The following is a 13,328-nucleotide window of genomic DNA, read 5'->3' as shown; positions in this document are numbered from 1 at the left end:
ACCCATGTAAACGGTGGATCTTAGCGCCTTTCCTCGCAGGGGCATGTCGCTTTACGTACCTTTGCGTCAAGGAACCCTATGGAGTGCTTTCACAGCGATGTGCCGCTTCTCTTCTGGCGTCAGCTTGCGCCCTAATTCCTTTGCCTTCGCATTCATGGCGCGGTTTATTGCTCTCACGACGCGTTGCCTTACCTGGATCTGATGGTGCTGATCTTCGCCCGCGATCTTCGTCGCGACGGCATCAGCCGCGAACGTTTTCGCCACGCCGTAGCGCTTGGCTACTGAATGGGCAGCGTTCTTGCTGGGTTTACGTGGCGTCGCCTCCATGCCAATCGCCTGGGCGATCGCCTCAGTGCTGGCATGACTCCAGGGCTTGCCTAATTTCTGGGTGAGCGCCGCCCGTTGCTTGGCAGTAGGCAGCTTTGCCCTGACTGCCTCATAGACGGCTTTGCGCGTAATTGTAGTCACTGGGGACGCCCAAACGGTAGAGAGAAGCATCCCAGCTAAGGCGTGGGCAGTCCGCGTCGTTACGCTTTGATTTCGCCATAACTAACGCCGTCATCTTCGACCTGACAGACGTATTTCTTCCCGCCCATCATGAAGATGCCAGCGCCATTCAGGTCAAACTCAAGGACCTCATCGGCTTTGATGCCGTTAGCTTTCAGCGTCTTCAGTAGTGACGCTTTGCCCATTTCTGTAGCCTGGTCAATCTTTTGTTGTCCAGTCACGAGCTGATTGCGTAGCTCTTTGAGTTTATCGATTGCTTTGCCCATAACTCTCCTTTAACCGTGTATATTTGCTTGAACTGTTGCGGCGATCGCTCGTCCTGCTGCCTGTAAGGGCTTGTGGTGAGCCAGCGCGTGATCGATCGTCTTCACTGTCTTGGAAACTATCATGCCCCCAAAGACTGCGGCTGCCCCACCACCGAGAGCGGCGCTAACGAGGTGTTCAGCGTGGTGCTCAATGAAGTGATGCGCGGCTTCTTCGAGTACAGGAGCAACAAGGTCTCCACCCAGCTCATGCTTCAATTCTGTCAAGAATTCGCCCGATTTCAGCGTACCCATTACCCGCTTCACCTGGGTGATTCCCTCACTTGCCAGGTTGCCGATCGCTCGACGTGCAGCCTTGTTTTCGCTGATTGCTTGCTTTGCCGTTTGTGATTCGGCTTTAACCTTTTGCATTTCAGCGTGAATTTTCTGACCGCCGATAATCACGGCTCTTGTCGCCGCCCCACCGACCGCCGCCCCAACCGGACCCGCGACCACGCCGCCTGCCAAGCCCGCCGCATAGACCGCGCCCTCTGTGGCGGTGAGACCAACGGCTTTTTTAGCGTATTTTTTGCTCAGGTCTTTCGCTAGTTCGGCTTTAAGCGCCTCTCGGGTGACAGGCTTGCCCGCCGCCTTTAATCTGTGAGCCGCCGCAAAGACTGCCTGACGGGCTTCCTTTTGCTTTTTGTCCGCACCGTGAGCCGCCTGGGCGGTGGGGATCTGCACACCCACAAACTTGGCGATCGCGGCATCTGATTTGCCGAACGGGTTCAAGCGCTTGCCCGCTGGTAGGGAGGCGTTTTTCTTGGCGAGCAGATTTAAAAGATCTTTGCGAGTCATGAGCGGGATGCTTTGAAGCGTTGAAGCATCCCTTCTAAGGCGTGGGCAGTCCTGTGGTTAGAGTGCCCAGATTTTGCTGCGCGTTGCTAGGTGCGGCTCGCCTGCCGCTCCAAGGATGCCGTTCTTGCCTCAACCTCTTCGATCGCCGCGAGCAGGCGCTTTTCCAGTCTGGAAAGCTCCTGCATGGTAGCCTCCAGATCAAGCACGCTGGCTTGGGAGTAACCAACATGCATCGCCGCCCCCTGGATGACCTGTAAGCCTCCATGAGGGCGATCGCCTAGATTGTTGGTCGTCTCGTCTAACGAGCTGTAGAACTGGGCGATCGTTGCGATGAGATGCCATTTTGCGCCCGCGCCCAGGAGTGAAACGATCAGCGTTCTGCCCTGCTCATGCTGGGCGGCGAGCAGTTCAATGATCCGGGTGTGGTCTGGTTGCATCAGATCCCTGCCTTCGCGAGACGGCGGTACTTTTCGGGCGTATCGTGCCCATCCCAGGGCTTTTCATAGGTTGGGAGCCAAGCAAACTGATCGAGTTCCGAGTCGTGGATATGCCAGCTCACCTGACCGCTGGGGAGTTCCATGTACACAATGTTGCGCCAATCGTCCTCCCATTCCTTATCCTCCGGATCGTGCTGACCTAATCCCACCGTGTAGCCACTACCAGCCAGGACGCGCGCGAGGAAGGCGATCAACTGGTTGCGCTCGTTGTAGGCGCTGTCCTTGGCAGCGATCGCCGTGTTAAGGGCATCCAGCGCGACCCGTTCGACTTTGCGACACTCATCCCTGACAACGATCACCATGCTGCTCGCTCTGCCCAGATAATAAGCTGCTTCGATTTCGGTTGTTGGTGGTTTCGTAGTGAAGGCTTCTAGAGTGTGGGGTTTGGGGAGCAGTGGAACGGTAAAGGCACTTAAGGCTCAAGTCCCTCTGCAATCACCTGATGACGCGCGAGCAAACGCGAGACCGTAGACGGATGCACATTGAACAGGCGAGCCGCATCGGCAGCGGTCTTTTGTCCTGAAGCCACCAAGTGTTGGATTTCTTTTTCCTGGTGTGCTTTGAGTTTGGGGCGGCGACCGCCAACGCGCCCTTCCTTTCGAGCCGCATTCAAGCCATTACATGTACGTTCGCGTAACATGGCGCGCTCGAACTCGGCAAAGGCACCAACCATTTGCATCATCATGCGACCAGCCGGCGAAGTGGTCTCAATGGCTTCCGTTAGACTCTGAAAGCCCGCTTCGGCCTTTTGGATTTTTTCCATCAAGGCCAGAACATCTTTTAAGGAACGTGACAGACGATCGAGCTTCCAGACCACCACTACATCACCCTTGCGTAGTTGACCCAGTAGACGATGCAATTCAGGTCGCTCCCAACGACCGCCTGTGGCAGTCTCCTGAAAAATGAGTTCACATCCAGCAGCCTTCAGCGCCGCAATTTGAGGTCCAGCGTTCTGCTCCTGAGTTGAAACCCGTGCGTAACCAATGAGCATCATTGCAAAAACCTGTTGCCAATGGTTGTAATAATGCAATACGTTTATGCAACAGGCTATGGGTCTATTTTAGGTGAGCTTTGCATCGTTGCACAAACAAACGTTTGTGCAATGAGTATCCACCTCATAGTGATTCGGCTATTGCCTTTGATTAATGGGGCATGTCAACAGGCTGTAAGGCTTTATTCTTAGTGCTTAAGGCGGTTGATATGGGCAAATTGAGGATGCTTAAGTGCATTTACCGTTCCACTGCTCCTCCAACCCCACATTTGGCAGCTTTGTGGGACGCAGGTTCCAGGTTTGGCGAGCCAGTTGCACCGTACAAACAAAGGGTTGTGGCGGTCGAGTCATGCCGTATAAAGTCACAGCAAGCGTAGAGCATGCCCTTGTCAAAGGAAAAGCTAGTAAAAATCACCCAATGCAAAAGCGAGATGAGAAAGTGCTTGAGGCTGAGCAACGGAGGATATTAGGAAGTGCATCTAAAAAAGCTAGAATCACCTCGCTTCTGATCACAACAGCAAGCCCTCTAATTCATTGAGTAACTTTTCCAATTTCTGTCGTTTCTGCGCGTCTTCCCAAACCTTAGCCTGTTTGAGCTGCTTAGGAATGCTTGAAAGCCTTTGAGCAAGATCAAGTGGTTTTGGTCGTTGCTGTGCATCTGAATGTTCTTTAAGAATTGCCTTTACTTTGAAGCGGATTTTATCAAGTGATAGACCTTGATGGATTATTTCGTGGATTAGCTTTATCCGTAAGTCCGTTGCTACCGCTTCATCACTGTGCAAGTTCTTGCCAGAAACCTTTCTTAGCTCCAGCACTTTACTGCCTTCTAGACCCGCAGTACGAATGACTGACTGAAGGTCGTCTGGTAGGCTTAGCAAGGTAAACACATTGCTATTGATAGACACTGGATTCAGTTGCTTACTTAAGATCGCTTCTAGAATCCAACGCTCTGTTTCAGAAACGCAGACCTTTTCAATCCACTCCTGTTGAACAATTCGGTCTGCGATCGCAACTGCCTCTAGCTCTGCAATCTCCCCGGAACGTCGCAACCGTTGGATGACAGCATTGAGCAAGCTTGGAATCGCTTTGACCTGCTCATTCAATTGAGGATGACGCATCACCATCAACTTGACCAAACCGTTGGCAAGATCAAAAGGATGAAGTTTTTCAGATTGCAGGCTGGTTGTCAGTTGACGATCAAAGACAGCAGCCCTATCTAGTTTGTCCAGAGCATCTTGTGTGAGAAAGACTGCCCGTAGTGTAGTCAGACCAGCGTGGGAAGCAGAGCGCCAACGCAGCTCACCATCGAATAACTTGTATAAGTCTTCTGTTTGGGGAATCAGAATAATTGGTGAATGTTGTCCCTCTTCACGAAGGCTTTTGGCACGAGCTTGAATTACTGTGGGTGGAAAGACGGTTCTGGGTTGATCAGCATCAGGTTGAATCTGCTCTAGGGAAATATAATGCTCTCCACCTTGTTGAGCAAGCTGTTGGGCAAGCTCTTGAATCTGCTCTTCTAAAGCCGTTTTTACATCAGAATCAAGTTCCTGCAAACGCAATTGCCGTAGCTCGTCTTCTAACTCTTCGACTCGGTCTTGAAGCTGCAATACTTCTTGATTTTGAGAGGCTGGAGCAAACATTTGAGAGATTGAAGCGGGTTTCTTTGCGGGCATAAGTCCTACTCTGTCATTAATTTTTCAACAGCATTAACTAAAGGTTGAAAATCTTCAATGAAAGGGCAACCGGGGCGATAGAGATGAAGCGGAAGTCCTGCGCCTGAAGCCCATAGATAGTAGCTAGATTCTCGAATGAGTGGAAAGCAATGGATACCCATTTGCTCAATTTGAAAGGGTAAAGTTTCTTCAGGAGGAATCTTCTTATTTGGTTTTCCTTGCTTCGTCAAGCCCAAAAGATTTCTGTGTATGGCTTCTTCTCCAATATCAACTCGTGATGGGACAAACCCTAAAATTTCTGGACGCGGTTTGAGCCGCAGCTCTCGAATTTTTTCGTTGTACCAGTTAAGTAAATCAACAAATGATCCCGTGTCTTTGTACTCTGGCTTGATCGGGGCGAGTAGATGTGTGCAGGCAGCCAAGGCAAGCAGACCCATCGTGTCAAGTGATGCAGGGGTATCGAAAATGATCAAGTCGCTTTCGAGGGGATAGTCTTCCAGCCGATCTCTCAGCGTTTGAGATTTCCGCTCAGAGTTGTTAATTTCAACGACGCTTTCCCTTAAGGGAGCGCCACCTTGTATTGCCCAAATGCTAGAGACGTGTTCTGACCAAAGAGGAATCAATGGATAGTTACCATCAAAACCTTTTTTGAGAACTACTGCCAAAGAGCTTTCAGCCTTAGCTGGAGGAAGTCCGGCAAAGGTCTGAATTGAGCCGTTACTATCTAGCTCAACTAATGTAACCTTGTAGCCTTTCACCCCGATGACATAGGCAAGGTGAACCGCTGCCGTGGTTTTGCCGCTACCACCTGCGTTGCTAAGAATGGCAAGACGGATTTGACGCTTTACTGCTTTTCGTGTCTTCATTCAGCCAGAGATATGGTTCGACAATCTTTTTGACACTAACGTTAGTGTCGCTTGTTTTTGTTGCAGGCACGACACTAACGTTAGTGTCGCTCTAGAATTCTACTCGTACTTTACTCGTCTGAAGCGCTAAAACTTACCCTTTCAACGCTCACGACTGCTCTTTCGGCTCGCTGAGGCGTTCTTGCTCCTCTCGCAACCATTGTTTGAGCGTAGCTTCTGAAGGAAGAGCAATGAGATAGCGAGAAACGAACAGTTGGTTATCTAGCCCTGCGGTCGCATATCTAACAGTCTCCGCGTCTCGTTCTGCACACAGGATGATGCCAACCGGAGGGTTTTCATAGGGATAAGCAACGTTCTCTCGTAGGTAATTAAGATAAAAGTTCATTTGCCCAGCGTAGTCATGCTTGAACTTTCCGAGCTTAAGGTCGATCGCAATCAAGCATTGGAGCGCACGATGGTAAAACAATAGATCCAGAAAGTGATGTTCACTCTCAACCGTCATCCGGAATTGTCGCTCAACAAAGCAGAAATCTCGACCGAGTTCCTGCATAAATTCCTGGAGATGGTCAATGAGGGCTTGCTCCAGGTCAGTTTCAGTGTAAACAGGACGTTCTGCTAGCCCTAAGAATTCTAAAATGTAAGGATCGCGAATAAGAGTTTGTGGAGAGTCAACCAATTGCCCTTGCTGGGTAAGCGTGAGAACGGCTGCTTTGTCTTTGGATAGCCCAATGCGCTCGTAAAGCATATTATTCATCTGGCGCTTCATCTCGCGAAGAGACCAATTGCTCTTAACTGCCTCCAATTCGTAGAAAGCTCGCTTCAGGCGATCGCTGATCCGACAAAGCTCTAGCAGATGTGACCAGGATACGGTGGCAAAAAGTTTCTGATAATACGCTGCATCTTGCCACAGCAGAGGCGGTTCGTTTTGAGCGCGACCTTGCAAAGATGGAAATAATAAAAGCTCTGCGAAGGAAATCTCAATGGCATCAACAGACACTTCAGCAGGCTCTGATCTCAATTCACCAGACACCGTCTGGCGAATCTCAGTCGGTACGAGTCTGGCGAAGGAGATTAACTTAGGTAAGATAGCTTCTTCAGCAAGATGAGGATAGGCAAGGGCAAACTGCCGAAAGTTTCTTAGATTACTAAGAGCGAAGCCTGCAATGCCTCGTTTTTTCAGGTCTTTTGCAAGGGTTTCAATCAGTTGGGTGCCATAGGCAGCGCGATCAACGCCGTTTTGCTCATATTCAATGATGTAGGCTCCAATTAACCAGTTACGGAGTGTGAGCGTTTGGTTAACTGCACGAGCGACGGCAATTTGGCTAAAGCTATTGATGTAGCTAATTCCGGCTAGGAGGCGGCTGTACTCCACTCACAAATTCCCTTTCACAAGTAAATCGGTAGACCGGATGATATTATCACGTCTGGTCTAAGGCAAGCTTTGGCTGGATGACCGCTATTGCTGCAGTTCAAGCGCAACTTTCGCCAACTATGCTCTGATTTGACGTTCGCAAGTCGGGTAGGGTCTACACCGCTTCTGGTCATCGTCGTTTTCTTGCAGACGTTGCTCCAGCAGGGCAAGTCGCTGCGGCAGTGTCGGTAAGTTTAAAGGTTTAACGTCGCTAGATCTCGATCGCGGAATGTAACCTGATAGGACAAAATTAACTGAATCATGGTCATTCGAGTGAGGCAATCACAAATGGTAGAACATTCCAATGCAGTCATTATTCGGCGTGGGTACGAGGCGTTCGCCAGCGCCGATAGCAGTGCTTTAATGTCACTCATCACCGAGGATGCTGTTTGGCACTCTCCCGGCAATAATCTGCTCTCTGGTGACTATCAAGGGGTCGTGGCGATTCTTGGCTATTTTGCCAAATTTGCGACGTTGAGCCAGGGCAAGTTTCAGGTGACCGTACAGGATGTCTTTGCCAATGACAATCGAGCCGTGGTACTGACTCGTGATACCGCCACTCGGAACGGTAGAACACTGTCATGGGAAGGAGGCGTGATCTTTCAACTGCAAACGGGACGGCTCCAAGAAGCCTGGGCGTTTAACCTGAACCAGTCTCTTGTGGATGCGTTCTGGTCCTAGCGATCGCTTCCTCCAGGCAGGCTCTCTTGGACGCAACCATCTAACGGTCAGTACCGGAGCAGACGTGCCAGCACAAACATCACAGCGGCGGCAAGCCATGCACCCACGACCAGGCTCAGGATACCCAGATCAAAACTGCCAGTGGCTGCCACGATTGCCCCTGGAATGAGAGAGCCGCCGACTCCACCCAACAAGACCGCTAGCCCGTTATAGAGTCCTGTGCCCGCCCCGACCCGATCGGCTGGCAAGAGGTGTTGAACAATGGCATATTCTTGAGCGCCGTAGGCACTTTGACAAAAGACGGCGATCGCAAAAAAGAGTACCAAAAGTTCTAACCTGCTTGTGGTGGCAGCAAGAGCGACCATGACCCCGGCGATGAGAAACCCCACCCCCGCCAGTAATGTTCTTTGTTGCAGTTTGTCTCCTAAATACGCCATCAGCGCCATGCCAACAATGCCAGCGGTAAACACGAGCGCCAGCGGCCATCCTAGCTGGTCAAAGTCGATCCCTTTGGCACGATTGAAGTAGGTTGGCAACCAGTTGAGTAAGCCAAACGCACAAAAGGCATTGAGGCTACCCCCGGCAACCGTGAGCCAGAACCGATAGTCGCGACGGTAGCTCAACCCAGGCTTGCTTGCTTTGGCTGCACGCGCTGCGCTGCCGACAGCATCCTGTCGTACCGCGTCCGGTGGTTCGTCTGGCACCAGAACATACACCAAGGGCAGCGAGAGCATCATCCCGCCAATGCCCAAAATGGCAAAGGTTGTACGCCACCCCCAGAGTTGGATGAATGGCACCACTAGCAGGGGTGCAATGGCTGTAGAGAGTAAAATACCGCTGCCCCAAATGGCATTCGCACGCGATCGCTCCCCTCGCAAAAACCAACGGCTGGTGAGCGCACTCAACATGGGAATATGGACTCCCTCGCCCAACCCCAACAGCAACCGTAAGACCAGCAAAGCCGTCAAGGACGATCCCATAACGCACTCAAAAGCGTCACGAGTGAGAAGGCACTGATGGCTACCATCACGCTCCGTTTCGGACCAAACCGCTCCGCCACAGGACTCAGCAGCATATTCGACAACGCATACGCTAGAAAGAAAGCAGCCAACAGCCATTCACCCTTGGCACCGACTTCGCGATCGCTCCAGCCAAAGTCTTGAGCGAGGCGAGGGAGCGCCAGAGCCAGGTTATTCCGGTCTAAATAATTGATGAAGACAGTGACGGCAAGGACGACGGGAAGCCGCCAGCGCGTCTGACTGTTGGCGGTGATCGGGATTGGCATCAAAAACTCGCTACAGTAAATGCCCCAGTTTACGCAGGATGCTTCGATTAGAGCAATGGCTTTACCTCTACACCTGGTAATGAGCCCATCATTCGTGCAGCGGCTCATGGGTATGAACCAACCGCAGCAAAGCCGTGCGATAGATCTGTCTACCCAGCAGGTTGAGATGGACACCATCAACAGTGAGATCAGCGCGTAATGCCTGCCCAGCAAACAGCGCTTGCGTGGCATCTTTTTGAAGCGGTAGATGCTCCTTGCTGGCAACTTGCTCAAGCCGTGCGTTGATCGCTTCGACACGCTCTAGCGTCCCCGCGATCGACGGATCATGGCTGGCAGCAACGGTAGAGTAAAACACAGGCAGCAGAACGATTTGCTGTGTACCCATGCTTGACCTGAGTATGGCGATGATTTGCTTCAAGTTACGCTCAAATTGCGCTTCATTGGTGCGATAGGCGGCATCATTTGTTCCAATGGCAAGGATGGCAAGGTCACAGGTGGGCTGTACTGCCTTGAGTGCGTCTAGTTGCTCTAGCAGCGAAAGCGTACTCATGCCAGGGATCGCAAAATTATAGGTGTCGTTACCCAAGGTATTCTCGATCTGAGCCGAAATGGAATCACCGAACAAGCAGGCTTTGAAGTGGTGGTGGTCAGCGATCATTTGCTGAAAGCGAACCGTTTCTTGCCACATGGGTTGGGCACTCAGGGTATCTGTGGGTGTAGCAAACTGATCGCCCGTCGCCGCAATGAGGAATCTGCCGAGGTAGCCCATTTTGTAAGTGATGTAGCCAAGGCAAGACAGAAGCAACAGATTCAGGATAAGAGAGAGCAGCAGTAACGGGTGCTTCATCATGTAAGGAAGCTTTGAGCGCTTCAGTCAAAGAGCAACTTCAGTCAAAGAGCAAGAACACAGAACGATCCGTATCACAACTGATTGTAAGGGCAGGCTGTAATGCGGTGAGGACAAGCAACCGCTCTGTGTTTTCTAATCAGGTTCCTCTCACTGATCCGCAAAAGGGTGATAGTTGTAGCGACCTGCAATCATAAGCCGTCAAACCTGCAATCAAGACATTTTCCAACCAGGATTAACTGCAATGATCAAAACGCTCAAACCAGCATTCGTTGCAACTGAATCGAGATTAAGGTGCCACGAACCTGCAATCACCCGCTCAAAGCAGGATTAATTGCAAAGAGGCTGCACCTGTTGCTTGTCAAGAGAGGGAGAAAAAGGCAGTCGTTGAGTATGCGCTTCGGGATATGCGCCAACCGATCAGTGTCTCGACTTATCGCACTACGGCTGCGCTACCTGAAGAGTTCAAGGCGAAGCTGCCTTCAATTGAAGACCTACAACATGAGATTGAGGCTGTGGCGGCTGTGGTTGAGGAGTTCGATCGGAATGTACCGAATGAATGAGGGGATGCCTCACCATGTCATCACTACAATTAAAGCGCGGCTGGCATTACCAGTCTTCTCTATCGATCAAATGTCAATAGCCGGTCAGGTTGCAACCAGTGCTAAAGGTTAAAGCCCTGGTACTCTTTGAAGAATCTTTTGCGTGACTAGCATCTCAAACTGAGAACGAATGGCTCTTGCCGTCACTCGATTAGAAAGGAGAACACCCGCCTCAATGTTGCGTTGATGAGCTGCCTCCGTGAAATTGGCTGAGGTGATGAAGACTCGCTCCTCGTCTACGACGACACATTTGGCATGCAAGCAGGCATTGCTATGGGTAGACAGTTCGAGTGCTCTTGGATCATGAAACACCTCTGGCAACTGCTGTCCCGCCCAAACGTGGTTGCGGAAAGTTTCGGCAAATTGTCGCAATAAAGTAGAGGCTGGAGTCGCATCGTTGTAATGACGTTTGACGTTAAGAAACATCCGTACACTCAGTTTGGGGTTGGCTGCCATCTGGTCTACCAGCGGGCGAAAGAGTGCATGCCCTTTGGCACCTTGATCGATCGCAAAACTAGAAAGCAGCACACTGTGGCGAGCACTACTAAACAACTCTCGAACCACAACAGCCGTATCTCTACTTTCAGCGCCCACTACTTCCGGTCCGGTCCAAACCAAAGCGGTCTGCTCTTGTTTTTGCTGCGCGATGGTTCGTTCCTGTGCCAGCAGCTTTAGCATGTAGGCGATATGGGCTGAACTCATGCCTTGCTGCCGTAGCTTGTTCAACTCTACAGCTAACACAGGTCCCAGGTCTTCGGAAACATAGCTAGCCAAGGTAAACGGATAAACCGGAAAACTAAGCCGCTCTAGCGCTAAAGCGTCAGCCAGATCACTCAGAGCCGGACGGCTCAAACTGAGAAAAGGAGACATCATAGCAATGCCTCTGGGAAGAAGGCAGCCCCCAGTCCTGCAACTGTGTTGACTACTAACGCCCGATCCAACATTTCATTACGGCGTTCACAAGATGTTTCGGCAATCAGTAAACACCCATGACAGGCTGCACCATGTAAGAAACGATCTTCCTGCTGATCATCCGGTCGATGTTGAGCGCAAACCGGATCGTTGGAGCATAACTGACCATACTCCAGGGCTTTGCTCAGATGATACTCGATGTGTCTGCCAACCTCGACCAGTCCACCCAGGGTGCCTTCGGAACCCGAGGTGCCAGTGTGCAGCAAAATACCGTAACCGGGGTTTGAGTAGTAACGGATGCTGTTGGCGAATGTGCTACACGTAATCTGGCTCAGGTGCAAGTGCGGCGAAGCGAGAAACCCGTGTTTTGGCATGAGGGACACCTTGCAACCAAGCGACCATTCGCACAATGTTCATCGCCGTACTAGTCAGCAGATGCTGCAAGCGCGTTTTTGCCAAACCGCGATAGCGTGACCGCCGTAGTCCAAAAGCATTCACGCCTTGAGACAGGGTGCCTTCAATGCCAGCCCGTCGATTATAGGTTTGTTTCCATGCCTCAGTTTCTTGTTGCTGCCGGACCGCTTGCAAGGCCTGATACTCAGCTTGAGGACGCAAAGTGAGTTCTCGTGGTGCCGTTTTCGAGCGAGTACATAAGTGACGGCTGGGACACTGGCGGCACTGTGCTCGCGGAAACTGCACAGGCAGGATGGGATTTCCCCAAGCATCGACTGTAGGCTTCCACTGCTGACTCTGCTTGCCTTGCGGACAAGTCACCCGTTGCGTTTGCCAGTCCACTTGGAATTGGCTGATGTCATAGCCACCGGGTGTCTTAGCCTGCCAACTCACATTGGGACGGACTGGTCCAATGAGCGCAATCCCGTAGTGCTGTTGGCTGGTCACAAGTAGGTCAGCATCGACAAAACCAGCATCGACAATGTGTTGTTCGGGTAACCGTGCTTTGGCTTGCAAGGCCGCATGAATAGGCTCTGTTTGCGCCACATCAGCCTGATGGGCAGGCGTCGTGATGACATGCGTGATGAGATGAACCTGGTTGTCATTGCTGTATTTTCACGAGTTCGGCACCGGATTCACCGTCAACTTCGGCAGGTCTAAACCTATTAATTCAGATCGGCAATGAGATCGCATCAGCAGTGCGTCTAAAAACACAAAATGAAATAAAAGAATTGACTGAATTAAGCTGACTGGGGATGGGAATGCAATTTGCTCGTGAGCTTGCGCATCGACTCCCCTTTAAGCACCAGTCGCAACGAGTCATGCACAATGCGGTCGAGGATGGCATCGGCCAAGGTTGGGTCAGCAATTTGGCCATGCCAGTCTTCCACCGGGAGTTGCGTGGCAAATAAGCAGGAGGCTTTGCGGTAGCGTAAATCAAGCAAGTCCAACAAGTCGCGCGCCTCTTGCAGTGGCAGTGGATCGCGCAGCCAGTCATCGAGCACGAGCAGATGACAGTCGCTAATTGACGTTGCAACTTGGGCAGGGAGCCATCGGCTCGAGCCAATTTGAGTTCCATGATCAAATCGGCACTGCGGATGTAGCGCACTGTCTGTCCGAGGGTGCAACAACTATTAGCCAGCACCGAGGAGAGAAAGGTTTTGCCCACGCCGGTCGGTCCCACAAGCATTAAGTTGAGATGCTCGTGCACCCATTGGCCACCGGCAAGTTCGAGAAACTTGGCTTTGACTAGACCACGGGGTACTAAAAAATCAATATCAGGCACCGAAGCGGTCGTCGAGAGTTGGGCTTGCTTGAGACGGCGCTGCAGTCGCTGTTGGGCACGGCGGTGATGTTCGCGCTCCACTAACAAAGAGAAGCGTTCATCAAAGCCCAGATCGTGATAGGTCGAGTGAGTGTGTTGCTCACTCCAGGCTTCGAGCATCCCACTTAAACGTAGCGCTTTGAGTTGTTCAACCGTTGATGGATTCATATGCAATCGCT

Annotated in this window: 17 protein-coding genes and 2 pseudogenes; 2 read left to right on the top strand and 17 right to left on the bottom strand. The window is 51.5% G+C overall.

The features are described 5' to 3' along the window. Window positions 1-66: 66 nt before the first annotated feature. The 10 genes from C7B82_RS28610 to C7B82_RS28570 form a co-directional block, all read right to left on the bottom strand. Window positions 67-468 carry a hypothetical protein gene (locus C7B82_RS28610; RefSeq protein ID WP_146141303.1) on the bottom strand — a complete coding sequence of 134 codons (402 nt, stop codon included), beginning with the start codon at window positions 466-468 and terminating at the stop codon, window positions 67-69. 59 nt (window positions 469-527) lie between these two features. Further along, window positions 528-773: a hypothetical protein gene (locus C7B82_RS28605; protein ID WP_106260480.1), complete on the bottom strand. Its 246-nt coding sequence runs from the start codon at window positions 771-773 to the stop codon at window positions 528-530. Window positions 774-782: 9 nt separating this feature from the next. Further along, window positions 783-1,607 carry a hypothetical protein gene (locus C7B82_RS28600; RefSeq protein WP_106260478.1) on the bottom strand — a complete coding sequence of 275 codons (825 nt, stop codon included), beginning with the start codon at window positions 1,605-1,607 and terminating at the stop codon, window positions 783-785. An 86-nt stretch (window positions 1,608-1,693) separates the two neighbouring features. Then, the gene (locus tag C7B82_RS28595; protein WP_106260476.1) at window positions 1,694-2,044 is read right to left on the bottom strand and encodes a hypothetical protein; all 351 of its coding nucleotides are present in this window, start codon (window positions 2,042-2,044) and stop codon (window positions 1,694-1,696) included. After that, on the bottom strand, window positions 2,044-2,406 hold the full coding sequence (locus tag C7B82_RS28590) for a WDGH domain-containing protein (protein ID WP_106260474.1): 363 nt from the start codon (window positions 2,404-2,406) through the stop codon (window positions 2,044-2,046). The genes C7B82_RS28595 and C7B82_RS28590 overlap by 1 nt, the downstream gene beginning before the upstream one ends. Before the next feature lie 110 nt (window positions 2,407-2,516). Next, entirely contained in the window at window positions 2,517-3,098 is a 582-nt protein-coding gene (locus tag C7B82_RS28585; protein WP_245940142.1) for a recombinase family protein, read from the bottom strand. Window positions 3,099-3,323: 225 nt separating this feature from the next. Beyond that, window positions 3,324-3,446: a hypothetical protein gene (locus C7B82_RS34475; protein ID WP_281259061.1), complete on the bottom strand. Its 123-nt coding sequence runs from the start codon at window positions 3,444-3,446 to the stop codon at window positions 3,324-3,326. Window positions 3,447-3,604: 158 nt separating this feature from the next. Continuing rightward, a complete protein-coding gene (locus C7B82_RS28580; protein ID WP_106260472.1) occupies window positions 3,605-4,768 on the bottom strand; it encodes a ParB/RepB/Spo0J family partition protein in 1,164 nt (387 codons plus the stop codon). A 5-nt stretch (window positions 4,769-4,773) separates the two neighbouring features. Beyond that, the gene (locus C7B82_RS28575) at window positions 4,774-5,634 is read right to left on the bottom strand and encodes a ParA family protein (protein WP_106260470.1); all 861 of its coding nucleotides are present in this window, start codon (window positions 5,632-5,634) and stop codon (window positions 4,774-4,776) included. Window positions 5,635-5,782: 148 nt separating this feature from the next. Then, window positions 5,783-7,006, bottom strand: a complete 1,224-nt coding sequence (locus C7B82_RS28570) for a PDDEXK nuclease domain-containing protein (protein WP_106260468.1) — start codon at window positions 7,004-7,006, stop codon at window positions 5,783-5,785. A 327-nt stretch (window positions 7,007-7,333) separates the two neighbouring features. Here C7B82_RS28570 and C7B82_RS28565 point away from each other — a divergent pair, with 327 nt between their 5' ends. Continuing rightward, window positions 7,334-7,726, top strand: a complete 393-nt coding sequence (locus C7B82_RS28565) for a nuclear transport factor 2 family protein (protein WP_181357751.1) — start codon at window positions 7,334-7,336, stop codon at window positions 7,724-7,726. Window positions 7,727-7,773: 47 nt separating this feature from the next. On the opposite strand, the gene C7B82_RS28560 is transcribed toward C7B82_RS28565, so the two are convergent. From C7B82_RS28560 to C7B82_RS28550, 3 genes are all read right to left on the bottom strand, one after another. After that, a complete protein-coding gene (locus C7B82_RS28560) occupies window positions 7,774-8,706 on the bottom strand; it encodes an MFS transporter (RefSeq protein WP_106260464.1) in 933 nt (310 codons plus the stop codon). Continuing rightward, window positions 8,691-9,011, bottom strand: a complete 321-nt coding sequence (locus tag C7B82_RS34470; RefSeq protein ID WP_181357750.1) for an MFS transporter — start codon at window positions 9,009-9,011, stop codon at window positions 8,691-8,693. Before C7B82_RS34470 ends, C7B82_RS28560 begins: the two co-directional genes overlap by 16 nt. 88 nt (window positions 9,012-9,099) lie before the next feature. Further along, the gene (locus C7B82_RS28550) at window positions 9,100-9,858 is read right to left on the bottom strand and encodes an SGNH/GDSL hydrolase family protein (protein ID WP_181357748.1); all 759 of its coding nucleotides are present in this window, start codon (window positions 9,856-9,858) and stop codon (window positions 9,100-9,102) included. A gap of 407 nt (window positions 9,859-10,265) precedes the next feature. Between C7B82_RS28550 and C7B82_RS33420 the strand changes: the two genes are divergently transcribed. Further along, window positions 10,266-10,421, top strand: coding sequence for a hypothetical protein (locus C7B82_RS33420; RefSeq protein WP_219904751.1), 156 nt, complete (start codon window positions 10,266-10,268; stop codon window positions 10,419-10,421). 108 nt (window positions 10,422-10,529) lie between these two features. Here the strand turns inward: C7B82_RS33420 and drmC are convergent, their stop codons facing one another. The 4 genes and pseudogenes from drmC to istB all read right to left on the bottom strand — a co-directional run bounded on the left by drmC (window position 10,530) and on the right by istB (window position 13,317). Next, window positions 10,530-11,333, bottom strand: a complete 804-nt coding sequence (gene drmC, locus C7B82_RS28545; protein ID WP_106260458.1) for a DISARM system phospholipase D-like protein DrmC — start codon at window positions 11,331-11,333, stop codon at window positions 10,530-10,532. Beyond that, window positions 11,330-11,746, bottom strand: a complete 417-nt coding sequence (locus C7B82_RS28540; protein ID WP_219904750.1) for a hypothetical protein — start codon at window positions 11,744-11,746, stop codon at window positions 11,330-11,332. Before C7B82_RS28540 ends, drmC begins: the two co-directional genes overlap by 4 nt. Continuing rightward, a pseudogene (locus C7B82_RS28535) lies at window positions 11,688-12,416 on the bottom strand (transposase); the annotation flags it as partial. The pseudogene C7B82_RS28535 and the gene C7B82_RS28540, both read right to left, overlap by 59 nt. 149 nt (window positions 12,417-12,565) lie before the next feature. Further along, window positions 12,566-13,317: pseudogene (istB, locus tag C7B82_RS28530) on the bottom strand (IS21-like element helper ATPase IstB). Between the last annotated feature and the right edge of the window lie 11 nt (window positions 13,318-13,328).

Source organism: Stenomitos frigidus ULC18, from assembly GCF_003003795.1.
In the GTDB taxonomy this organism is placed as follows: Bacteria; Cyanobacteriota; Cyanobacteriia; order Leptolyngbyales; family Leptolyngbyaceae; genus Stenomitos; species Stenomitos frigidus_A.
The sequence above is the reverse complement of the archived record's forward strand: the minus strand, read 5'-3'. Positions and strand labels throughout refer to the sequence as shown.